Annotated in this window: 22 protein-coding genes; 12 read left to right on the top strand and 10 right to left on the bottom strand. The window is 69.6% G+C overall.

Annotated elements, in window-relative coordinates; translation table 11 throughout:
- Positions 1–206 precede the first annotated feature (206 nt).
- The 3 genes from SAVERM_RS00725 to SAVERM_RS00715 all read left to right on the top strand — a co-directional run bounded on the left by SAVERM_RS00725 (position 207) and on the right by SAVERM_RS00715 (position 3121).
- A complete protein-coding gene (locus SAVERM_RS00725) occupies positions 207–950 on the top strand; it encodes an IPT/TIG domain-containing protein (RefSeq protein WP_010981494.1) in 744 nt (247 codons plus the stop codon).
- Between the two features lie 211 nt (positions 951–1161).
- On the top strand, positions 1162–2217 hold the full coding sequence (locus SAVERM_RS00720) for an IPT/TIG domain-containing protein (RefSeq protein WP_010981493.1): 1056 nt from the start codon (positions 1162–1164) through the stop codon (positions 2215–2217).
- A gap of 316 nt (positions 2218–2533) precedes the next feature.
- Positions 2534–3121 carry an Ig-like domain-containing protein gene (locus tag SAVERM_RS00715; RefSeq protein ID WP_338058976.1) on the top strand — a complete coding sequence of 196 codons (588 nt, stop codon included), beginning with the start codon at positions 2534–2536 and terminating at the stop codon, positions 3119–3121.
- 230 nt (positions 3122–3351) lie between these two features.
- Here SAVERM_RS00715 and SAVERM_RS00710 read toward each other — a convergent pair whose 3' ends face one another.
- The gene (locus SAVERM_RS00710; RefSeq protein ID WP_010981489.1) at positions 3352–4224 is read right to left on the bottom strand and encodes a helix-turn-helix domain-containing protein; all 873 of its coding nucleotides are present in this window, start codon (positions 4222–4224) and stop codon (positions 3352–3354) included.
- 306 nt (positions 4225–4530) lie between these two features.
- Between SAVERM_RS00710 and SAVERM_RS00705 the strand changes: the two genes are divergently transcribed.
- Together SAVERM_RS00705 and SAVERM_RS00700 are read left to right on the top strand one after the other, a co-directional pair.
- Positions 4531–4788, top strand: a complete 258-nt coding sequence (locus SAVERM_RS00705) for a hypothetical protein (protein ID WP_042492586.1) — start codon at positions 4531–4533, stop codon at positions 4786–4788.
- A 177-nt stretch (positions 4789–4965) separates the two neighbouring features.
- Entirely contained in the window at positions 4966–5511 is a 546-nt protein-coding gene (locus tag SAVERM_RS00700; RefSeq protein ID WP_338058975.1) for a GNAT family N-acetyltransferase, read from the top strand.
- A gap of 62 nt (positions 5512–5573) precedes the next feature.
- On the opposite strand, the gene SAVERM_RS00695 is transcribed toward SAVERM_RS00700, so the two are convergent.
- Entirely contained in the window at positions 5574–5795 is a 222-nt protein-coding gene (locus SAVERM_RS00695; protein ID WP_037651977.1) for a hypothetical protein, read from the bottom strand.
- A gap of 613 nt (positions 5796–6408) precedes the next feature.
- Here SAVERM_RS00695 and SAVERM_RS00690 point away from each other — a divergent pair.
- Complete coding sequence (locus SAVERM_RS00690; RefSeq protein WP_042494110.1) at positions 6409–8493, top strand: FUSC family protein; 2085 nt, start codon at positions 6409–6411, stop codon at positions 8491–8493.
- A gap of 47 nt (positions 8494–8540) precedes the next feature.
- On the opposite strand, the gene SAVERM_RS44055 is transcribed toward SAVERM_RS00690, so the two are convergent.
- On the bottom strand, positions 8541–8681 hold the full coding sequence (locus tag SAVERM_RS44055; RefSeq protein ID WP_202497279.1) for a hypothetical protein: 141 nt from the start codon (positions 8679–8681) through the stop codon (positions 8541–8543).
- 277 nt (positions 8682–8958) lie between these two features.
- Here SAVERM_RS44055 and SAVERM_RS00680 point away from each other — a divergent pair, with 277 nt between their 5' ends.
- Positions 8959–9585 carry a hypothetical protein gene (locus tag SAVERM_RS00680; RefSeq protein WP_037651975.1) on the top strand — a complete coding sequence of 209 codons (627 nt, stop codon included), beginning with the start codon at positions 8959–8961 and terminating at the stop codon, positions 9583–9585.
- Between the two features lie 357 nt (positions 9586–9942).
- Here the strand turns inward: SAVERM_RS00680 and SAVERM_RS00675 are convergent, their stop codons facing one another.
- A complete protein-coding gene (locus SAVERM_RS00675; RefSeq protein WP_010981483.1) occupies positions 9943–11133 on the bottom strand; it encodes an RNA-guided endonuclease InsQ/TnpB family protein in 1191 nt (396 codons plus the stop codon).
- Positions 11134–11290: 157 nt separating this feature from the next.
- Here SAVERM_RS00675 and SAVERM_RS39070 point away from each other — a divergent pair.
- Positions 11291–12066 (top strand): IS5 family transposase gene (locus SAVERM_RS39070; RefSeq protein WP_370628410.1). Its coding sequence is split into 2 segments (ribosomal slippage): positions 11291–11594 and positions 11594–12066, totalling 777 coding nucleotides; the frame shifts between segments, so codons are not numbered across the junction.
- Positions 12067–12072: 6 nt separating this feature from the next.
- Here the strand turns inward: SAVERM_RS39070 and SAVERM_RS42545 are convergent.
- The 5 genes from SAVERM_RS42545 to SAVERM_RS00650 all read right to left on the bottom strand — a co-directional run bounded on the left by SAVERM_RS42545 (position 12073) and on the right by SAVERM_RS00650 (position 16473).
- Complete coding sequence (locus tag SAVERM_RS42545; RefSeq protein WP_154696702.1) at positions 12073–12234, bottom strand: hypothetical protein; 162 nt, start codon at positions 12232–12234, stop codon at positions 12073–12075.
- Between the two features lie 188 nt (positions 12235–12422).
- Positions 12423–13538 carry a glycoside hydrolase family 88 protein gene (locus tag SAVERM_RS00660; protein WP_010981480.1) on the bottom strand — a complete coding sequence of 372 codons (1116 nt, stop codon included), beginning with the start codon at positions 13536–13538 and terminating at the stop codon, positions 12423–12425.
- On the bottom strand, positions 13472–13984 hold the full coding sequence (locus SAVERM_RS44045; protein WP_242432217.1) for an antibiotic biosynthesis monooxygenase family protein: 513 nt from the start codon (positions 13982–13984) through the stop codon (positions 13472–13474). Before SAVERM_RS44045 ends, SAVERM_RS00660 begins: the two co-directional genes overlap by 67 nt.
- Before the next feature lie 263 nt (positions 13985–14247).
- Complete coding sequence (locus SAVERM_RS44040; RefSeq protein WP_010981479.1) at positions 14248–14640, bottom strand: transposase; 393 nt, start codon at positions 14638–14640, stop codon at positions 14248–14250.
- Positions 14641–15129: 489 nt separating this feature from the next.
- Entirely contained in the window at positions 15130–16473 is a 1344-nt protein-coding gene (locus SAVERM_RS00650; protein ID WP_037651971.1) for a helix-turn-helix domain-containing protein, read from the bottom strand.
- A 426-nt stretch (positions 16474–16899) separates the two neighbouring features.
- Between SAVERM_RS00650 and SAVERM_RS00645 the strand changes: the two genes are divergently transcribed.
- Positions 16900–17232, top strand: coding sequence for a hypothetical protein (locus SAVERM_RS00645; RefSeq protein WP_242432215.1), 333 nt, complete (start codon positions 16900–16902; stop codon positions 17230–17232).
- A gap of 308 nt (positions 17233–17540) precedes the next feature.
- A complete protein-coding gene (locus SAVERM_RS00640) occupies positions 17541–18059 on the top strand; it encodes a hypothetical protein (protein ID WP_037651967.1) in 519 nt (172 codons plus the stop codon).
- 237 nt (positions 18060–18296) lie between these two features.
- Here SAVERM_RS00640 and SAVERM_RS00635 read toward each other — a convergent pair whose 3' ends face one another.
- Positions 18297–18497, bottom strand: coding sequence for a hypothetical protein (locus SAVERM_RS00635; RefSeq protein ID WP_037651965.1), 201 nt, complete (start codon positions 18495–18497; stop codon positions 18297–18299).
- A gap of 1075 nt (positions 18498–19572) precedes the next feature.
- Here SAVERM_RS00635 and SAVERM_RS00630 point away from each other — a divergent pair.
- Both SAVERM_RS00630 and SAVERM_RS00625 read left to right on the top strand, forming a co-directional pair.
- A complete protein-coding gene (locus SAVERM_RS00630; RefSeq protein ID WP_010981474.1) occupies positions 19573–20514 on the top strand; it encodes an alpha/beta fold hydrolase in 942 nt (313 codons plus the stop codon).
- A gap of 214 nt (positions 20515–20728) precedes the next feature.
- Positions 20729–21934: a lactonase family protein gene (locus SAVERM_RS00625; RefSeq protein WP_242432214.1), complete on the top strand. Its 1206-nt coding sequence runs from the start codon at positions 20729–20731 to the stop codon at positions 21932–21934.
- The last annotated feature ends 86 nt before the right edge of the window (positions 21935–22020 follow it).

The raw sequence follows: 22020 nt of genomic DNA, 5'->3' as shown, positions 1-22020 counted from the left end.
GACGTCAGACGGGCTGTGTTCCTCGATAGGCCCCGCGCAAAGCGCCGACGGCTGCAGACCGTTGACCGGGCATCCGCGCAAGGCCATCGAGATACCACCTGGCCAGTGGACACGAGAGCTGACTCGCCCCACCGGGGACGTACGCGGACCGAACGCCCCATCACTGCTCGGAAATGTACCGCATTCCGGGCGAGGAGGAATCCCTCATGCCCATCTCTCCGAACCAAGGATCCAGTGGTGGCGGCACACTTGTCACCATCACCGGCACCAATCTCACCGGCACCAGCGCCGTGCGCTTCGGCACGCGGTCCGCCACCAACGTCACCAACGTCTCGCCCACCACGGTCACCGCGGTCTCGCCCTCCGGCAGCGGTTCGGTCGGTGTCACCGTGACCACTCCGGGAGGGACGAGCAACCCCATTCCGTTCTACTACGTGGGGGCGCCGTTCAAGCAGACCCTGAGTCCGACCTCCGGGTCGACCGCGGGCGGCACGACCGTCACCATCACCGGCACCGGCTTCTCCAGTGCCACCAGCGTCGCCTTCGGCGCGAACACGGTGGCGCCGACGGTGGTGTCCGACAGCCAGCTCACCGCCGTCGCGCCGGCCGGTGCGGCCGGCTCGGTCGGTGTCAGCGTCACCACCGCGGGCGGTACCAACAACGGGCTCTCGTACACCTATGTCGCCGTCCCGACGGTGACGTCGGTCGTCCCGGACGAGGGGCCGGTGTCGGGCGGCACCTCGGTGACCGTGACCGGTACCGGTCTCACCAGCACCAGCCAGGTCACCTTCGACGGCAACCCGGCACCCTTCACGGTGATCTCCGACACCGCGCTGTCGGCTGTCACGCCTCCCGGGGCCGCCGGTCTCGTCGATGTCGTCGTGACCAACGACGCGGGCAGCGCGACCGCCACGGACGCGTTCACCTACCTCGCCGGCCCCGGCATCTGACCGCCCCTCAGCGGCCGGCCCTCTCAGTGGCCGGCCCCGTCCGGAGCGGACGCGGAAGCCCGTAAGGGCCCGCCCGTCTCCGAGTCTCCGGCCCGGGTAAGCCCCACCCGGGCCGGGGGCCCTCTGCTCGCGGCCCGCAAGACACAGGCAGGGCAGCCCGATCAGCTCTCTTCGGCCCTTCCCGGCCCGCCCGACACTCTACGGAGACACCGTGAAAGACAGCCCTCCTGCGGCAGGAGCAGTCCGGCCCGCCGCCGTTGTCGCCGCCGTTCCTGTTCTCACCTCGGTCGTACCCAGTACGGGCCCTGCGGCAGGCAACAACAACGTCACCCTGAACGGCAGCGGCTTCTCGGGAGTCACCGCCGTCCTGTTCGGCACCAAACCGGCCCTCGGATACACGGTCGACTCCACGACGAAGATCACCGCGGTGGCCCCGTCCGGCACCGGCACCGTTGCCGTGACCGTCAAAACACCCGGAGGGACCAGCAACTCGGTCGCCTACACCTACGCGGCACAGCCCTCCCTGACCTCCGTTTCGCCGAGCCAGGGGCCGTCTTCGGGCGGCACCACCGTCATCCTCACCGGAACGGGCCTGAGCGCAGCCACCGCGGTCACCTTCGGCAGCACACCCGCCGCCGGCTACACCGTCAACTCCGCCACACAGATCACCGCCGTCGCCCCGGCGGGAACAGGCGCCGTGCCCATCACCGTCACCACGCCTGGCGGTACGACCGGCCCTGTCTACTTCTTCTACGTCAACGCGCCCACGGTCACCTCCGTCTCGCCGGGCCAGGGGCCGGCTTCGGGCGGCACCACCGTCATCCTCACGGGGGCGGATCTGAGCGCAGCCACCGCGGTCACCTTCGGCAGCACGCCCGCCACCGGCTACACCGTCAACTCTCCCAGCCAGATCACCGCTGTCGCCCCGGCGGGAACGGGCTCGGTCGCCGTGACCGTCACGGGCCCGGGCGGCGTCAGCAACTCGGTCATCTATACGTATGTGGCGTCACCGGTCCTCAGCTCCCTTGTCCCCGTCCTTGGGCCCACCGGCGCCGGAGCCGGTGTCACGCTCACCGGCAGCGGCCTGACCACCACGACCGCCGTCCGTTTCGGTGCCGTATCTGCGGCCTTCACCGTGCTGTCCGACACCACGGTCGCCGCGTACGCCCCGGCGGGGGTGCCCGGCCCCGTCCTGGTCAACGTGACCACGGCCGGCGGCACCAGCAACTCCCTCACCTACACACGTGTCGCCCCTCCCGTGATCTAGGTCCGTCCTCAAGATCACTTGGATGGCGCGGGAGGGCCTCTTCCTCAAGGGGCTGTCCGCCCGGTCCCGTTACCGGCCGGGGCACGAATTGCTTCGATGCCGGGCGGGCCGGGCCGAGGTGCAGGGTTGGGGGAGCCGTGCCAAGGTGCACGAGAGAGCCGTCCCCCGTGACCGTCCAGGACTCTGCGAACAACGCTTCCCGCCCCCGCTGTGCCCGTTGGCCCAAGTGGGTTGACTGGGCCGGCGCCTCCCTGGGGCGCGAGAGCCCTCGGCGTAGCGTGAGGCTCCCGGACCGGTTGCGGCGGACCTTTGTCCTGTGACCGATCGAGGAGTCGAGACTGTGAGACGTTGGCAAGACCGGAGAGTGTGGAAGGCGGGCACCATCGGGGCGCTGGTTGCGGTGGTGGGCTTTGCTTCGCCGGCAGCGGCGGCTGTGTCGTCGTCGACGACGGTCACGGCATCACCCTCAGCGGCGAGTGTCGGGGCACCCGTGACACTGACCGCGACCGTGACCTGTAGCGCTGACCCCAGCAGAGTCCTTCTCGGCCTGACGTTCTTCGACGGGGGAGACATCCTGGGTGAGGTGTCCGTCGACTCGAGCGGGCACGCGCAGTACACGACCACCTTCGCCACCACCGGCACTCACACGATCACGGCCGCGTACAACGGAAACGCGAACTGCTTCGCTTCGAACAGCATGACCACGGTCCAGGTCTCCGCGGCGCCGGTACCCCCGACTCCGCCGGGGCACGGGCTCTGCCGCGACGATTGCTGCGGCCTGATCAATATTCATCTCGGTGGCATCAAGACCAGCGTCGGTGTCGACCGGGTCAGGTCCTCGCTGGCGCGGTGGCTGACGCCCCGTCTGCCGTACCCGGCCCGCTTGCAAGGCCTCACACGGTGAGGCGGAGGGGATCTGGTCGGCGGGCCCGGAGCGGGCGCTGAAGGTGTGGCCGGGGGCGCGGGGCATCGGCCGTGGAGCGGGCCGGACGGGCCGTGGGATTGCCCCGCTCCTGCCGCAGGGCGAGCGGCGCTTTTCGGTGACCGGGCCGTAGGCCGCCGCCGGACGGGTGGGCAGATGCGGTGCGCGAGCTGCTGCCGGCGCTCGCCCCGCATCGTCGAAGGGCGTCGGTGTCAGGGACGGCTCGCCACGTCGATGTGTGACTTGGTGACGTCGGTGACGAAGTCGCGGGTGCCCTCAGGGCTGAGGGCGCGGGCCTGGAGGTGGTCGTACATCATGCTGTACTGCTGCACTTCGGAGGGTTTCTTCAGGTAGAGGTCGCTGGTGAACCTTTCCAGGTACACCATCCCTGCCTCGGGGCTGTCGGCGAACCTCAGGACGGAGAACTGGCCTTGGCGGCCGGGGTGGGCTCCCGCGGTGTAGGGGAGGACCTGCACGGTGATGTGCGGTTCGGCGCTGAGTGCGTTCAGGTGCTCGAGTTGTTCGCGCATGATGTCGGGCCTGCCGACGACGCGGTGCAGGGCCGGTTCGTCCAGGACGACCCACAGACGCAGCGGGCGGGCCGGGTCGTAGATGCGGTGCTGACGGCGCAGCCTCACCTTGAGGCGCGCGTCGGCCTGTTGGGCGGGGATCGGGGGGACCGTTGTCTCGATGACCGCGTGGGCGTAGGCGGGTGTCTGCAGCAGGTCGGGGATCACCATGGGCTCGTAGGTGTGAATGGAGGAGGCGTCCGTCTCCAGGCCGATGTAGACGCTGTTGGGGATGTTGCCGTAGGTGTTCCACCAGCCCTGCTGTCCGGATTCCCGGGCCATCCGCATCAGAGAGTCGATGACCTGCCGGTCGGTCACTCCGTAGAGCTCGCACAGGTCGCGCACATCGCGGGGGCTGATGGCGCGGTGGCCGTTCTCCAGCAGGCTGATCTTGGGCTGGGAGACCAGCAGCCGCTCTGCCACTTGCGCACTCGTCAGATCACTGGCCTTGCGCAGCCGGCGGAGCTCGGCTCCCAGGCGGCGTCTTCTGACGGTGGGGTTGATGTTCGCCGGCACGGGCCGTGCACCTCCGGCTCCAAGTCACTTGTTCCGGCCCGCAGGTTGCCATGGGACGAAGGCTGTTGATCCGGTGCCATGCCGTCGTGTTCGCGAGACAGCCGAAACGGACTGTGACGTTGTCATGTGCCTCACCGCACGGTCCGCCACGACTCCAGTACCACTAAAACGTATATAGGTCAATTAATGCACCCAATTGGAGGCGCCGGAAATGCAGGAGTAAATGACTGCCCGTTATATTCTGTACCTGTCCGAATACACTCCGTAACGGATTCAGACGCGCGCCCAGAAAAAACCGGAGAAGTAGTGAACAAGATCAAGAAGGCCGCGGCCGTAGCGGTCATGGTCGGCGGCATGGCTCTCGGCGGCGGGGCCGCCCACGCAGCCGGCGGCCACGGGCTCGACGACCCGGCCGACATCATCATCGGCAACCTGCAGGCCGTGAACTGCGACCAGGACTTCGCCGGCGGCGCCGCCTTCGCACCCGTTCAGGGCATCTCCACCGAGGGCAACACCCAGAACATCGGCAGCTTCTGCACGGTGGTCGGCCCCGTCTACGACTGATTCCAGGACGCCGTCAAGAGCAGGTCCCGCACCCTGGGTGCGGGACCTGCTCGCGTTGCGCCGCCGGTGCAGGTCCCCGCGGATCCCCTCCAGCCCCGGTCACGGGGCATGCCTGCCCGCCCTTCAGCACCTGCTTTCTGATCCCGGCATCTGAGGGGGAACCAGGAAGCGAGATGAGTGCGTCACCTGACCGTGACGACTTCTCGGACGTTCGTGCGGACTGCGAGTCCCGGCGACCTGGACAGCATTACTGACCTGCATACGCTGGCTCGCACGGCGTACTACCAGGCAGGCGGAGTGCCAGACGTGGAGCTCGCCTCCCCCGGCGGGCACTCCAGCCGGCGGGAGAGCTGGAGGCGGGCCGTCCACTCCAGCGACCGCACTGTCATGTGTGCGGACCGAGAAGGTGAGTTGGTGGGCATCTTGTCGATGGGCCCTCCCCACGAAGCTGACATCGATGCCGCAACTGCCCGACAGCTCTACCAGATTCACGTCCGCCCGGGCATCTGGGGACAAGGTACCGGCAGCGCCCTGCACGCGGAATTCGTGCGGGTCCTTCGCGATGCGTCACTGGTCACAGGCGTACTGGAAGCATGGGAGCGCAACAGCCGAGCCCAAGCCTTCTACGCCCGGCACGGATGGAAGCCGGACGGACACCACCGGCCCGGTCCAGGCAACGGGAACTACGTTCGCATGCGCCTGAGCCTGGACCCCGCGGTCTGACCCTGCCGGGGGTGGTGAGGCCGCCCAAGGTGACTGCCGCAAGGAGCACACCGGGCAGCGCCTCAGAGGAGGTCCTGCACGACGTCTTCGGCCGCCCGGTGCTCGGCGGAGGCCGGGTCGAGCTCGCTGAGCGTCAGCAGACTGGTGTCATCTCGGAGATGACGCTCCCACGACGCGGCCATCATCTCCTGCTGGTCGCGCGGCAACTGCCGGACAACTTCCCGGCTCGCCGGGCTCAGCGCATGAAGGAAGCGCTCCACGGTTTCTGCTGGATCGGTCTGCATGGACCAAATCCTTCCCGCGCCCGCGCCGCGAGGACCTCCCTGTGCCCGGCACCTCACCCGAACAGACGCGGTGACTCCCTCCCCGTCCTGAAGGGCGGGGCTTCTCGCTGTGCCGGGTCGGCATCACGACGGACGGACCAGCCCGGCCCGGCCCGCAGAACGTCGAGAGCGCCCGGGGCAGCGCAGCCCCTGCCCGTCACAGCTGCCCGGCCTGCCTGTGGCGGGGCCCTCCCGGCCCCCGGGTGCCGTCGCCGCTCCTCCTCGCCGCTCTCGCCGGCACCGTAACGGGTGGCATCGGACAGGGCCTTGCCCTTTGGGCAGGCCCCGGCCGTGGTCAGCACAGCGGCACAGCGGCACCGCGGCACAGCGGCACCGCGGCACCGCGGCACCGCGGACAAGGGGAGTACCGCCAAGGCCGTGCGGCGGTTCGGAGCGGATGTGATCCTGGAGGAACGACGAGCGGGCAGGGGTGCCGGCCATGGGCCCTGAGGCGGACAGCGGCAGTACCACCGCCCGGGCACGTCCGCGCCCCGCCCCGGCACTGCGCCGGACCGCCACAAAACTGCGGCACGGCACCGGCGCCTCGGCCTGCGCAGGCAGGCGCGCCGTCCGGGTGACAGCCGCATCCGTCGCCGCCTTCTACACCGGCCTCTACGGCCTGCACGAGCCCGTCACCGCCACGTACGCCCTCTTCGCGGCGGTGGCGATGGCCGGCCTCTCCCGCATCCCCGGCACCGGGCGCCAGCGCGCGGCCGTCGTCATCCGGGTGCTCCCGGCCGGCTGGATCCTCGTGACAGCCGGGACCCTGCTCGCGGTACACACCTGGGCCGCGGTGGCGGGGATGCTGGTGATCGGCTTCCTTCTGGCGTTCGCGGCGGCGGCCGGTCCACGCCTGGCCGGTGCGGCCCCGGGCCTGCAACTGCTCTACATCCTGCCCTGCTTCCCCCCGTACGCGCCGCAGACACTGGGCGAACGCCTGGGCGGCGCCACGCTCGGCATCCTGCTGCTCGTGCTCGCCGAGAGCCTGCTGCTGCCCGACCCGCCCACCACCTCCTACCGGACCCGGTCGGCAAACGCGGCCATCACCGCGGCACGCTGCGCGAGCGAACTGACCCACCCGCCCTGGACCCTTTCGGACGAAACCCGCAGCGCGGCACGGTCGGCCGGCGAAGCGCTGCGCCCCTTCCACGTACCGGAGTCGCAGCGCCCGGCCGGACCGGGACCGCGGGAACGGGCGCTCGCCCACACCGGCATGGCCGCCCGTGTCCTTCTGGCCCGGCTGCAGGAGGTCCCGCGGCCGGGCCGTGGGGGCCCGCACCCCCACACCCTCGCACTCCTGCTCGAGGTCGCGTCGTCGGCCCGGCGGACCGCCGCCGCGCTGCGCACCGGCCGGCCGGCCGGCCCGGGACGGCTGCCGGACGCCCTGGCCGCCTACCGGCGTCTGCGCACCGTGCCGGCAGACAGCGCGACACCTGAGACCACCAGCACAGTGATGCACCGTCAGGCGATGCTCATGGAAGCCGCCTACGCCGCGGTGACACTGGCGACCGCCGCCGATCTCGCCCTGGGGCGACGCCCCGGGCCCACCGAGACACAGGACGGCAGCTTCTGGTACGCGGGACACAGCACGATCCGCCTGTGGGCGCACCGTCTGGTGGGACACCTGAGCCCCCGCTCGGTGTACTTCCAGAACGCGGTGCGCATCAGCCTGGCCCTGGCGGCCGCCCGTACCGTGGCCGGCGTCGACTCCCTGCCGCACGGATTCTGGGCCATGCTGGCCGCTCTCACCCTGATCCGCACCACGGCCGCGCAGACGGGCGCGATCGTACGCCAGGCCCTCATCGGTACGCTGCTGGGCGCGCTGGCCGCCGCCGCCCTGCTGGTGTTCGTCAAAGGGAACAACACGGCCTACGCCGTGGCACTGCCGGTGATCATGCTGGCCACGTTCTGGATCGGGCCGACACGGGGCGTGGGCTGGGCGCAGGGAATGTTCACCCTGGTCGTGTCCACCGTCTTCGCCCAGCTCGCGCCGGCCACCTGGCATCTGGCCGAGTTCCGCTTCCTCGACGTTCTCACCGGCAGCGTGATCGGCCTGGTGATCGGGCTGCTCGCCTGGCCCCGGGGCGCCCAGGAGGAACTGCGCCGAGACATCGCCGCGCTGCTGGGCGCCATCGCCTCCACTGTCACCTCGACCACGTCGTTCCTCACCCAGGGCCATGCGCAGGCACAGCGCGGCCGGCCCTCGCTGCAGCACGCCCTGACGCTGGCGGAGTCGTCCTTCGCGCAGTACCAGAGCGAGCCGCGCCGGGCCGGCACACCGGTGGCGGACTGGCAGGCGACGCTGATGGCCGGGCATCACGCCCTGCGCGGTTCCAGGCGCCTGCTGGAGCCCGGGGACCCGGCCGCGTCCCGGTGGCCCGCTCCCGCATACCGGGCGGAACTGGCCAGGGACGGTGCCGAACTGGCCGGGCAGTACGAGCTGGTCGCCACCCTCCTCGCCGGCACCCGCCCGCCGCCGGCACCGTCCGGCCGCCCCGGCCCCCGCAGAGCCGAGGACACCCGGCCGCACGCCGCTCCGCCTCCGCCGGTCTACTACGACGCCGAGGCATGGCTGCAGGGACTGACCCTCGACCTGGACCGCATCACCGAGGCCACGGCCGAGGCCGTGGCGGGGCTGCCCCCGAAGGACAAAGACTGAGCCGGCCGGGCCGGCCGCCGTACCCCGACGGCAGGAGCCCCGTACTTCTACGGGACCTCCGTCCTGGGTTCGCCGCGGTGGACGACGTGCCAGTGCTGGTGCTTGGACTCCCGATACAGCCCCAGATTCGTCATCACCGAGCACGCGCCGTGCTGCTGCTCCACCTGGGCGGCCACCGTGCGCACCACCCGGATGACTTCTGCGAGCAGCTCCTCACCGCCGGCCCCGAAGTCGATCAGCGACGGCGCATGGTCCCTTGGGAACCACCACGATGTGAACGGAATACGACGGCCGGGTGTGGTGGAACGCCAGCACCCTGTCCGTCTCCACCACCACTCCACTGGTGTCCGCCCGTTGAGCGGTCTTCAAAGTTGAGCGGTGCGAAGGTTTCCGCGGGCTCGGCGGGTGGTGACGCAGCGTATGCGTAGGCGCTGATTGCCGTCGAACAACAGTAGTCTTCGGCCCATGGCCCTGCGACCTGACGAGTTCTACGCCCACGCACGTACCGCTGCGGATGGTGAGCGACGGCTCCCGCTAGCCCGTATGACGGGGTGGGACATCAGTCCGTTCGAGGCGGACGGCCTGCGCGTCGCGCCGCTGCGCCCGCCGGTTCTACCCGAACCGGCGCGGCACGGCGAGGACCCCTTGGACTGCAACGCGTGCCGCAGCCGGGACGAAGGGATCTGGCTCGACGACCGTTGGCGGCTCACCCGGATCACGGGAGTCGGCGTGCCGCTGGTGCTGATGCTGCATCCACGCGATCACTTCGACCTGGCGGACCTGCCCGACGAACTGGCCGCCGAACTGGGGGTGCTCACCACCCACATCGCCCGCCATGTGCAAGCACTGCCGCACATCTCTCGGGCCCACGTCTACCGCATCGGAGACGGTGGCGCCCATCTGCACATCTGGTTCTTCGCCCGTCCCGAGGGGCAAGCCCAACTGTACGGGTCGTGGATGGTCATCTGGGACGACCTGTTGCCGGAGTACCCGGCGGACGCGGCCGAGGCAGACGCGGCGATCGTGGCAGACGCGTTGGTCGCCTCCTACGGAGGCCGTCGCCCGGCCGTCAGCGAACTGCCGCACGCCTGATCCGCCGGAGCACAATCCTGAGAGTCTCCGAAGTTGAGCAGTGCGTTGCGCCGGACCGCTGACGTCCTGTCACGATCCGTAAGGGGGGTCTTCAAGGTCGAGCGGTGCGGAGGTGTCCGCGGGCTCGGCGGGTGGTGACGCAGCGTGTACGTAGGCGCTGGTTGGCGGGGTTGCGGAAGCCGTGGGCCGTGCGGACGGTCAGCTTGATCATGCGGTTGGTGCCTTACTGGCTCTAACAAAAGCTGTCATCATGTGACTGTTGGCTTGCCTGTTCGTTGGTCTGGTTGTGGGGAAACGTCAGTCGCGGCCTTGGATCGTTTCCGTTGACTTCCTCCCCCTCGTAAACGAGGGGGAATCCTACGGCTCGCGCCGTGGGGTTTTCTGCTTCGTCGCCGACTGCCCGCCCGGAGTTCTCCGTTGAGGTCTGACACCAGCTCCACAGACTGTCACCGCCAGCCCGGCGGCCAGAAGGTTCTTCGCCGCGTTCACGTCCCGGTCGTGGACCGTTTGGCAGTCGCACGTCCAGGTACGGACATGCAGCGGCATCTTGCCCTGCAGGGTGCCGCAGTGGGAGCACAGCTTGGACGAGGGGAAGAAGCGGTCCACGACCACCACGTCCCGCCCGTACCACTGAGCCTTGTACTCCAGCATGCTCCGGAACTCGCTCCATGCCGCGTCGCTGATGGCGCGGGCGAGCCGGTGGTTTTTGACCATGTTGCGCACGGTCAGGTCCTCGATCACGAGCGTTTGGTTTTCGCGCACGAGTCGAGTGGTCAGTTTGTGCAGGCCGTCCCTGCGGCGGTCGGTGATCCGGGCGTGGATCCTGGCGGACTTGCGGCGCGCCTTCTCCCGGTTCGCGGAGCCCTTCTCCTTGCGGGCACAGGTGCGCTGTGCCCTGGCGAGGCGGGCGCGGTCGCGGCGTTCGTGCCGGGGGTTGGCGATCTTCTCACCGGTCGACAGGGTCAGCAGGTGGTCCAGGCCGACGTCGATCCCCACCGCCGCATCCGTGGCCGCGAGCGGCTTCACCGTCGGGTCGTCGCACAGCATCGACACGAACCAGCGGCCGGCCGCGTCCCGGGACACGGTCACGGTCGTCGGCACACTGCCCTCGGGCAGGGGGCGGGACCAGACGATGTCCAGCGGCCCGGCCATCTTCGCCAGCTTCAACCGGCCGCCGCGGAACGTGAACGCCGAGCTGGTGTACTCCGCCGAGGCGCGGGACTTCCGCTTCGACTTGAACCGCGGGTACTTGGCACGCTTGGCGAAGAAGTTCGCGAACGCCCCTTGCAGGTGCCGCAGCGCCTGCTGCAACGGAACCGACGACACCTCGCTGAGGAACGCCAGTTCCTCGGTCTTCTTCCACACGGTCAGCATCGCGGAGGTCTGGTTGTAGGTGACCCGCTCCTGCCGCGCCCACGCCTCGGTACGGGCGGCGAGCGCCAGGTTGTAGACCTTCCGCACGCACCCGAACGTGCGCGACAGCTCCGCTGCCTGCGCATCGGTCGGACAGAAGCGGTACTTGAACGCCCGCTTCACGCGAGTGGCCATAACTCACATGATAGGCCATCAGTTTGTGAGCCTGCGATGCGTCGTGGCGGGCGCCGATTCGCCCTGGAGGCGAATCGCCTTTCCCTGCCCTGCTCCGCAGGAGTCCGATTCCTCCCCGGCCTGAAGGCCGGGGTCTCCTCGGAGGTAACCCGATGAACTGTGGTCGCTCGTCGAGCCGTTGCTGCCCAAGCCTGCGCCGAAGCTGGTCGAGGGCAGACCTCGAGTGCCTGACCGGCAGGCGCTGTGCGGGATCCTCTTCGTCCTGCACACGGGGATCCAGTGGGAGTACCTGCCCCAGGAGCTGGGCTTCGGTTCGGGTATGACCTGTTGGCGCCGTCTGGCGGCCTGGAACGAGGCCGGCGTCTGGAACCGGTTGCATGTGCTGCTGCTGGAGAAACTGCGATCGAAGGACAAGCTGGACTGGTCCCGGGCGGTGATCGACTCCTCCCACGTCAGGGCTGCCCGGCGGGGCCCAAAAGCGGACCCAGCCCGGTCGACCGCGCACGTCCGGGCAGCAAGCACCACGTCATCACCGACGGCCAGGGCATCCCGCTCGCGGTGTCGCTGACCGGCGGAAACCGCAATGACGTCACCCAACTTCTGCCCCTGCTCGACAAGATCCCGGCCATCGCGGGCCGGGTCGGCAGACCTCGCCGACGCCCCGATGCGCTGCTGGCCGACCGCGGCTACGACCACGACAAATACCGCCGCCTGCTCCGGGCCCGCGGGATCCGCCCCGTGATCGCGAAGCGAGGCGAGCCTCACGGCACCGGCCTGGGCATCTTCCGCTACGTCGTCGAGCGCACGATCGCCTGGCTCCACGGCTTCCGGCGCCTTCGCATCCGCTGGGAACGACGCGCCGACATCCACGAAGCATTCCTCGGACTCGCCGTCTGCCTGATCACCCACCGCCACGTACAGCGGCTTTGTTAGGACCAGTTACAGCAGTGCGCCGGGCGTCATCGCCTCCCGGCCGGCCGGTTCGCCGGTCCAGTCGGCGAGCAGGCGGCGGGCCTGCTCGGAGGAGGTGCCGGGTCCGGCGGCGCAGATGGCCGGGAGTCTGGTCGCAGTCGCCGGTGACGGCCAGCACGTCGCAGCCAAGGGTGAGGTCGCCGGCCAGCGGGCGGTTAAAGAAAATCGCCGGAGTGCGGCAGCAACGTCATTGACACCCGGCACGGCCGGCAGACGTCCCTGCACCGGTGGCCTCGACTCCCGCCCGCGCGAGGCTGCCGCTGAGACTCGAGGCCCCACTGCCCCGCCAGGGCCATCCACCATTGCGCGACGACCGGTCAGGGAGCAGACAGGTCGATCGCCCGGTCGACATCTTGGGGCTGCAGGACGCGCAAGATGCCTTCCAGCAGGTAGTAGTCGGCGTAGGGGAGCGAGATCTCGATCCCGTCCTCGGCCGGCCGGTTGCGGGTGCAGCGGGCCACCACCGCTTGCGCGCGGGCGGACTTGTCCGTCAGGCAGGTCTGCGACAGTGCGCTCAGCAGCCGCAGTGCCACCGTGCGGTACTGCTGCCTGCCCGTCGCGGCGGACAGGTCGAGCAGCCCGCATGCCATGATCGCGCCGGCCGATGCGTCCTTGATGTCGTTGGGCTGCTGCGGCGCGCGGTAGTCCCATACGGGCACGTAGTCCGCGCCGAGCGCTCCTATCGCGTAGTCGGCGAGTTTGCACGCGGTGGCCAGGAATGGGCGCTCCCCGCTCCGGCGGTAGATCGTGGTGAACCCGTACACGCCCCATGCCTGTCCGCGCGCCCAGCACGAGGTGGGGCTGTAGCCCTGCACGGTGCCCGGGCCGACCGGGGCGCCGGTGGCCGGATCGAAGTCGAAGACGTGGGGTGTCGATCCGTCCGGCCGCGGGAACACCCGCTGGGCGGTCTTCGCATGCTCCACCGCGATGTCGAGGTACTTCGCGTCGCCGGTCTGCCGGCTGGCGAATGCCAGCAGGTCGAGATTCATCATCGTGTCGATGATGACGCGCCCTGCGTTGTTCGGATCGTTCAGTGCGCCCCACGCCCGGAGGAAGCGGCCGCGCGGGTTGTACCGCTGGATCAGCGAGTCCGCCGCCTGTACGGCACCGGTCCGCCAGACGTCGTCACCTGTCAGGCGCCATGCGGTGACCCACGACGGAGAGAACAGGAAACCGAGATCGTGCGTGCTGGTGTCGTGCTGACGGGGGGCGAGCTTCCTCGCCGACTCGAGCGCCAGTGTGCGGAGTTGCTCGTCCTTGCTGTACAGCCAGGCCATCCACAACGTTCCCGGCCAGAACCCGCCGACCCAGTCACCGTTTTGGGAGTAGACCCACTTCTCGAACTTCGTCCCGACAGGGAAGGCGCTCACGCCTGGCGCGACAGCACGGATCTTCTCCACCGCGTAGTCGGCCGCCGCACGCAGCGTGCGCACCGTCGCTGCCGGTACCTGCTCGGCCAGCGCCTGCGCAGACTGAGGCGAAGACGCATACGCGGCCGCGGTGCCGGCCGCCGTAGCCAAAACAGCCCGCCGAGAAATGGACACGGGTACCTGCCTCTCTCCAACTGAACAGCGTGGTAAGGGAGTTGAAGGAGTCTTGCACGCCGTCCACCACATGTATATCCATGTGTGCGGAGTTCATATAGGTGAACCAACGCCGTCGTCGGACGCAGGCGTCCGACGACCTCAGGACGGGCCAGCGCGTCGCGCAGGGACTGCTCGTCCTGCCACTGCGCGACGTTCACATAGGTCGAGTCAGTGCCCTGGGAACAGAGCAGCCTGTGGTGCAGAAATCCGGGCTGTGCCCGCATGCATTCGGAGACGTTCGCGAATTCGCGCTCGAACGCGGTGGGAGATCCGTGGACTTGGAATACATTCACGAGAACTATCACGTGAATACTCCTTTCCTTGGGCTTGGGATGCACTGTGCGCAGGCCTGGCCTGATTCATCTGGCCCTGACGAGGCCGCGACGGAAACCGTGGTGTCGCAGAAGGGCCCGGGCCCGACGGCGGGGGAAGGCGTCGGGCCCGGGCCGGCACGGCAGGCGGGTGCGCTATTCGCCGACGGCGACCGCGGACCGCGCCTGGTGGGTGGCGGTGGCCGGCTCGGCCTCCGTTACGGCCGTTTGGCCCTGGCGGGGCATCAGCACTGCGGTGACGGCACCGAGGGCGACGATCTGCGAGTCCACGATCGCGGCCGTCGGTTCCGTGTTCCGGCCTCGCTCTCGCGGACCCGGCCGCGCAGCCGGTCATGGAACCCGGCGATCAGCTGGTGGTCACGCCGGCGGCGGAAGACGGCGCAGACGCGGTCCCGGGCGGGGAAGTCCGCGGGCATCGCCGGCCACTCGATGCCGTTGTCGACCAGGTAGCGGACCGCGTCGATCATCTGCAGGTGGCAGTAGCCCTCCGGCTGCCCGCCCCTGCCGGCCAGCCACGCCGGCACCGGCAGCCGGCTGCGTTGACCAGCCCTGCGGCAGACCACGCCCGCCAGGGAGATGCGTCCCGAGTCCGAGGCGCTGACTCCGACGCGGGGCATGTGACCGCGCGGGGACCAGGCCCGTGCTTTCGGCGGCGGAGCATCTGGCCCGACTCATCCGCGCAGCACCGCTGCACCTTCTGTCCCGGCCCCAGCGCGGTCGCCGGCACCTGTTCGGGCTTGAGCCTGCACATGTTCCGTGCGCCCACACATGCGCACGAGCCGGGGCCGACCAGGTGTGCTCGCGCCGGAGGCCGAGCCCCCTGTTCGCCATCCGGAACCCGTGGCGCGGTGGCCACGTCCGCCACCAGCTGGACCAGGGACATCGAGGACGGGGCGCGACACCTGCAGGAAGGCTGGTGGCGCATCTTCCGCAAAGCCGCCCTCGCCTGGCCGGTCATTCGCCAACCTCGACGACATCGCATACGCCACCACCCTGGCGACCAGCCAGCTCAACTCCCGTGCCACCCCCTGGGTCTGGGGCAGACCCGCACCGCCGACCCGTCGGCTACGGCGGCGATATGTGTACACCGTTTGAGGAATCCAGCGCTAGCTGTCGTAGGGGACCCAGGCACGCCCGCCTGCGTTGTTCGTGCCGTACCAGTAGCGCGGCATTCCCTTGATGCTGGTGGTGTGGAACGGGCGGCCGTGGTCGTCGATGCGGATCGTGCCGGTGCGGCCCTGGGAGGACCAGTCGAGTTCGAGGTACCAGCGGGCGTTGTAGGCCTGTGTCGTCGCGTCGACCAGCAGCACCTCCGGGTCCTCGGCGGAGACGCGGTACGGGAATTGCACGGCGGGGATGGTGTGTCCGATGTCGGCGCCGTCCTTCGGGCGGGCGATGGGGCGGCCGGCGTCGAGGTTCACGGTGAAGCGGCGGGGCGTGAGGTCGCCGCCGCAGCCCTGGCCCATGGCGTAGGCGCTCCCGGCGGCCGGGTTGCCGCGGCTGACGATGCGGACGTGGAGCGCTTTGAGGACCACGGCCGTGGAGGACTGCCCCTGCACGGAGATCTGCACCATCGTATGCCGCCCGTGCACCGCGCCCTGCGTCGCCGCCCACGCCCCGGCGTCCTGTTGCACCGGCGGTGGAGGCACCTGCGCGGGCGGCTTGTCGATGACGTAGTCGTGGTCGCAGCCCTTGTCCCAGACCAGGGAGTCGGCGCTCCATGCGAGGGGCAGGCCGGTGGCAGGCTTCGCGGCCGGGGTGGGACCGCTGCCGGTGCCGGACGGGGCGGGGGCCTTCTGCCGGGGGCCGGGCGCCGCAAAGCTCCGGGAAGGGGAGGGGGAGCCGCCGGCCGACGGTTTCGCCGAACGGTGGGATGCGCCGGGGGCGGCCGCCCGCGGGCCCGCGGAGCGAGAGCCGTCCGCCTCGGAGGAGCGGTCGTCCGACAGGGCGGACGTGGTGCCCAGAGCGGCGAGCAGCGCGCAGGTGACGGAGGTGGACGCCAGGACCCGTCGGCGGCGGAACCAGGGGCGGGGAGCGGGGGAGGGAGCGGGCTCGTCCGGGCCGGGACCGTCCCCGGGCTGCTCCGCGGAGCAGCTCTCCTCGGCGGGTTCCCCGTCCTCGGCGAGTGCCCCGTCCGTGTCCGGTGCCGGCACCGCCGCCTCCGCCGACACCGCCGCTTCCGCCGGGCCGGCCGTACGTACCCGCTGCCGAGCCTCCACCGCCAACAACCACAGCCGGTGCAGCTCGAGCCGCTCCTTCGGTGTCGCCTCGCAGAAGGCGGCGAGCCGCTCCACGGGCGCGAAGTCCTGCGGCACCGCCTCGCCCGCGCAGTACCGGTGCAGCGTGGAGGTGTTCATGTTGAGGCGGCGGGCCAGCGAGCCGTAGCTCCGGTCCGTGCGGTCCTTCAGCTGCCGCAGAAGCGCCGCGAACTCCTCGACATCGTCCCGCATCGACACCGTTCCTCCGTCGTCCCGCCCACGATCCCGTATCCCAGGCACTCATATCCCTGCACGTCAGATGGGCTGGGATGGTTCCACCGTCGCCAAAGGGCCGGCAGTCGTTGCGCCGGACTCCGGTGACCGCCGATGCTCTGGGTGTCGCACCGACCACGGCTACAGGGACCAACCGGCGTTGGGCGACGTCCCGATACGCACGCACCAACGGTTGCCTTCATGGCCACCGCGCTTGATACGTCGTCACACACGCTCACGACGCCGGTTGCCGTACGCCTCGCAGCACCGGGCTTCGCCCCTGCTGACCAGCGGCATCCGCAACGGATCACGATCTACAGCTGCCGTCTCAGACGATCTACTTAAATTCTTGGAGGTTTGATGAAGTCCGTCATCCGAAAGGCAGCAGGCCTCGCAGGCGCGAGCGTGGCCGTCGCAGCCATGTCCGTGACCGGCGCATCGGCAGCCCAGGCGGAGTCCCCCACCCACGGCTGCCCGTACCCCTACGTCTGCTTCTACGTGGACGAGGACGCCTATAACGCGGGCACACCGATCACGAAGTACCGCGATGTCACCAGTTCCTACCAGACGGTCAGATCCCGGCCGCACTACCACGTCGTGAACACCCGGAACGACGACGTGGCGTACCTACGGCTCCAGGACGGGAACTCGATCTGCCTGGTGCCGAATTCCGAAACCGTGTTCGCGAACGCTTACAGCGTCACCGGAATAAAGATCTCCAGCAGTTCCACCTGCTGAATCTGCCCGAACGGCCGGCGGACGCTTCCGCAGTTCAGCAGGAATGAGCAACGGCACACCACCTGCGCCTGCGTACCGGGACACCCGTGTACCCGAATGCCCGAGGTGCGGCGTTCGGCACCCCGCGGCGCCCGCCGCCACACGACGGCCCCGGGGCGAAAACACCGGGCCCACTCCTGTCCGATCCGGCAGCCGGGCCGTCCTGTCCTCGACTCGGAGGCGGACGAGGTGGCCACAAGTGCGCCTTCGGCACGAGAGCCGGAACCGGCCAAGAGCAACCGCATACAGACCAGAAAAGGAAGACACACATGAACAGGAAGTCCTCCGCACACCGTCGTCCGGGCCGCCGCGCGGCCGTCGCCGCCGGCCTCGTCCTGGCTGTCGGACTCGGTGTGTCGACACAGGTGTCGGCACAGGCGGCCGTCCATGCCCCCGCAAAGGCGTCCACCGCACAGTCGGTCAGCGGCACGCCCGGCCAAGCGGTGACCCGGGTCGCCGACTTCTACGGCGCGTACATCGACGCGAAGGGCGACTACACGGACCCGGACGCCACGCTCGCCACGGCCCTCCGCAACCACTACCTGACGCCCGACTTCGCCAAGCGGCTGGCAGCCTGGGAGAAGACGAACGCGGCGGACGGCGTCCTGCGCGCCCAAAACATCCCGGCGCAGTGGACGGCGACCGACAACGGCACCGTGGGCAACGGCCATGAGGTCATCGTCACCCTGACCTTCGGCAGCGGGGAGACGACGCAGAAGACCAAGCTTTTCGTGCTGGTGGAGCGGTACAACCACATCGTCGACATCGACACCACGAGCACTCGTTAACAGCGGAGCCGCTCCCCATGTTCTGTCCCGGCCGGGACAGAACATGAGGAGGGAAGCCGACGGATGCCCTCCGAGGGACCGGCTTTCGTACCTGCCTTCGATAACCGGGGGGGCAGGTACGAAACCCGGTCCCCAGCGGCGCCCTCTGCCAAAAGGTCCGGGCAGCCGACCGTTGCCCACGAGGACCCGTCGCCTGCTCGGACGCGTCGTCCGGCGCCGGTACGCCGGACGAGGAGGTCATCCGGTCGAGAAGCCGGCGAACTCGATGTCGGTGAAGGCGATGTGCAGACGGTGGCCGCGTCGGCCCCCGTCGCGGAAGTAGGCGTGACCCAGTGCACGGGCGAGGATCACCAGCTGCTGCTCGCCCGCGCCGACGTCCCGGACGGCGAACAGCTCACGGGCCGCCTCTCCCGGCAGGGACTGGGTGGCCCACCGCACCCGCGGATCGTCCGAGGACCCCCGCCAGAGCCGCGAACCCGAAGCGCGCTCGGATGTGGAGGCCGAAGCCTTCCGCTTCGGCCCGGGCACGCAGGCGGGCCCGCACCTGGGGCTGCTATCGCATCAGGACCGCCTCCTCGATCGTCCCGACCTCCGCCGGGCCGGGCGGAGGTCGGGACGATCGAGGCTTCTTCGTCACCCAGCGCTGTACGGTGCGCTGCGAAACACCCAGCAACGCGGCCACGCTCCTGTAGAACCCTGGTGAGTCGCGAGCAGAAACCGCGGGCGAGCCTCGGTGCTCGAGAGAACGGGCCGAGTGCGCAACGCGCGCTCCAGCCCTTGCGTAATCTCTCCCACATCCATCTCCCCGAGCGGCCTGCCGACGGGGCCGCTCCCTGCGGCCCGTGGCGTCAGATCTTTGTGGCCCGGCGACGGGCTGCTGCCCCCGCTCAGCCAGCGAACGCAGGCCGCACGCCGCTGCCGGCTACAGCAGCCCGAACAGAAGGCAGCCGGTGCTCAGCGCGGGGCCGTGCCAGGCGAGCGCTACAGCCCGCTCGACAAGCCGGGAGATTCGCTGCGGTACGGGGTGGAGGTCCTGATGAAGCAGCGCCATGACAGACGTGGCGGGTGATCTCTCCGCGACGAAAGCCGACAGTTGGGCGTGGGCCCGCGCCCAGTCGTCGGCTTCGAAGTCCGGCCACCCGCTGGGCGAAGGAGGTGGTCTCAGGCGGAGCTGGCGCAGCCGCGGGTCGTGCGCGCTCAGCTTGTTCTTTGGCCCTCGGCCCCGATTGTGCGGTCACTCTTTGGAGTGGTTACAGGGTATGGGGCGGCCTTCCTGGTGATCCTGAACCCTGCGACGGAGTAGGGGAGTTCACCAGGAAGGCCGTGGGGGTGAGTGTGCTGGTGCCGGCTGGTGAACGGGATGCGTGCGCGGAACTGTCACGCTGTCGGACGGCCTTCTCGGAACGCCGCTGATGACTTCACGGAAGGCATCAGCGAGCCACCGCACCCCCGGCGCAGCCTCGGCCCCACCTCATCTTGTACTGAACGGTCCAAGATGGGGTAGGCTCGAGGCATGACCGACGCCGCCCCGAACCGCTCTCCCGAGCAGAACAACGTCCCCGGGCTGCCGCTGCGCAACCTCGCGGGCTTCACGCACCGCTGGGTCGACGCGGAAGGCATCCGGCTTCACGCCGTGGAAGGCGGCCGGTCGAGCGGCCCCACCGTCGTGCTGCTCGCCGGATTCCCGCAGACCTGGTGGGCTTGGCACAAGGCGATGCCGCGTCTGGCCGAGCGCTTCCACGTGATCGCGGTCGACCTGCCGGGACAGGGCCACTCCGATCGTCCCCAAGGGGGCTACGACACGCACACCGCCGCTTCACGTGTCCAGGCCGCGCTGACCGCGCTCAACGTGCCGAAGTACTGGCTCGTCGCCCACGACATCGGGGCCTGCGTCGCCTTCTCGCTCGCCCTGAGGTACCCAGACCGGCTGCACGGTGTCGCCCTGCTCGACGCCGGCATTCCCGGAATCACCCTCCCGGACGCCATCCCGACGGATCCCGAACGGGCCTGGAAGACCTGGCACTTGGCATTCCACCTGGTGCCCGAACTGCCCGAGACGCTGATCACCGGCCGCGAGCGTGACTACGTGGGCTGGTTCTTGAGGGTCAAGACACTGTCCCCGAACACGTTCGACAGCGCCGATATCGACCACTACGCCGCAGCCATCGCAGCCGGGGGAGGGCTGCGAGCGTCGCTCGCCTACTTCCGCGACGCCGCGGAATCAGCACGCAAGAACCAGGACACTCTCGCTCGACGAGGGCACTTGACCATCCCGGTCCTGGGCATCTCCAGCTCCCACGGCTCGATCCCCGACATGGCCGCCGCCATCAGCCCCTGGGCAGAGAACGTGACCGGCGTCGTCATCCCACAAGCCGGGCACTTCATTCCCGACGAGCAGCCCGACGCCACTGTGGACGCGTTGACCGCATTCATCGATCACACGCGTGCCGGGTAGAGCGACGAAGCCAGCTGACTGTGTGGATCGGCCGTGCCCCAGACGGCGAGCAGGCCCACGACGCACGTGACTGCGATGGCCGACACGTCAAATTAGCGTGTGCCGAGGCCCGTTGGGTTCTTACGAGAGTCTGACGCGGCCGTCGTTCGCTTTCATTGTCATCTCCCCATCCGCAACTCTGCTTACTCACGCCCCCGGATCACAGGAGCCACACGTGAGCAGGCACAACAGGCGCAGGTCGACGCTGCACAAGAGGGCGACCGTCTTCGGCGGCGGCACGGTAGCCGTAGCGGCGGTGGTGGCCACGGTCAACATCGCCTCGGCAGACCAGGTCTCGCCCACCCCGCGCACTGCGTCGAAGGCCGACCACGCCGTGTTCGTGCAGGGCAACGAGCTGGCCGGGAACACCATCCACGTCTTCCGCCGCGGCGACGACGGCAAGCTGACCGCCGCGGGGAAGTACGCGACAGGCGGCAAGGGCGGCGACCAGGTCGACGCGCCCACCGACTCGCTGGCATCGCAGGGATCGCTGGTCTACGACAGGCGTTCCGGGCGGCTGCTGGCCCTCAACGCCGGCAGCGGCACCCTGACGTCGTACGCTGTGCACGGCCAAAAACTCACAGACCGCCAGACCGTGCCCACGGGCGGGGACTTCCCCGTCGGCATCGCCGTCTCGGGCGACCTGGCCTACGTCATGAACGCGGGCGGCGCGGGAAGCGTCCAGGGTTTCAGAATCACCACGATGGGCCTGAAGCCGCTCAGCGGTTCGTTGCGCACCCTGGGGCTGAAGAACGAGAAGGTGCCGCTGTTCAGCAGCTCGCCGGGCCAGGCGGCGTTCACTCCGGACGGCCGGAACCTGGTCGTCACCACCAAGTCGGCCAACACCGTCGAGGTCTTCCCCATCGGTCGGGACGGCCGCCCGGCGCACAAGCCGGTCGTGAACAAGTCCGCGGGCATGGTGCCGTTCGCCATCGCCTTCGACAAAACGGGCCGCATGCTGGTCGCCGAGGCCGCCGAGTCCACCGTCAGCACCTACAAGGTCCGTCGCAACGGGGAGCTGCAAGTCCTCCAAAAGCCCTTGCCGAACGGGCAGGACACCCTGTGCTGGCTGGAACGCGCCGGTGACTTCTTCTACGGCGGAAACACCGGCAACTCGACCGTGAGCGGCTACCGCATGGACGCCCGGGGCCGGCTCGCGCTGACCAACGAGGCAGGCATCGCCGCCGCGCCGTCCGCGAAGTCCCAGGGCGTCATCGACATCGCCGTCGCCGCCGACAAGTTCGTCTACGTCCAGAACGCGACCTCCGGCACCGTCGACGGCTTCCGCGTCGGACGCACCGGCGCCCTCACCAAGGTCACGACGGTCACAGACCTGCCCGCCTTCGCCGAATCCGGCATGGAGGGCATCGCCGCGGTGTAAGGAAGCGGCCGCCGCGGCGGGACTCACCGGGCACGCTCACCGCATGCCCGGTGAGTCGGGCGACCCCGCCCCCAGGCTTCGCCCAC

The organism is Streptomyces avermitilis MA-4680 = NBRC 14893 (genome assembly GCF_000009765.2).
Taxonomy (GTDB): domain Bacteria; phylum Actinomycetota; class Actinomycetes; order Streptomycetales; family Streptomycetaceae; genus Streptomyces; species Streptomyces avermitilis.
Note: the sequence above shows the minus strand (reverse complement) of the source record. Positions and strands in the feature narration are given on the sequence as shown.

Bases quoted from the DNA above. Each gene is read 5' to 3' on its own strand.
- SAVERM_RS00725 (WP_010981494.1), top strand. From the start codon at position 207: ATGCCCATCTCTCCGAACCAAGGATCCAGTGGTGGCGGCACACTTGTC.
- SAVERM_RS00695 (WP_037651977.1), bottom strand. From the start codon at position 5,795: ATGCAGACCGATCCAGCAGAAACCGTGGAGCGCTTCCTTCATGCGCTG.
- SAVERM_RS00680 (WP_037651975.1), top strand. From the start codon at position 8,959: ATGGCCCTGCGACCTGACGAGTTCTACGCCCACGCACGTACCGCTGCG.
- SAVERM_RS00675 (WP_010981483.1), bottom strand. From the start codon at position 11,133: ATGGCCACTCGCGTGAAGCGGGCGTTCAAGTACCGCTTCTGTCCGACC.
- SAVERM_RS44040 (WP_010981479.1), bottom strand. From the start codon at position 14,640: ATGCCCCGCGTCGGAGTCAGCGCCTCGGACTCGGGACGCATCTCCCTG.
- SAVERM_RS00650 (WP_037651971.1), bottom strand. From the start codon at position 16,473: ATGCGGGACGATGTCGAGGAGTTCGCGGCGCTTCTGCGGCAGCTGAAG.
- SAVERM_RS00640 (WP_037651967.1), top strand. From the start codon at position 17,541: ATGAACAGGAAGTCCTCCGCACACCGTCGTCCGGGCCGCCGCGCGGCC.
- SAVERM_RS00630 (WP_010981474.1), top strand. From the start codon at position 19,573: ATGACCGACGCCGCCCCGAACCGCTCTCCCGAGCAGAACAACGTCCCC.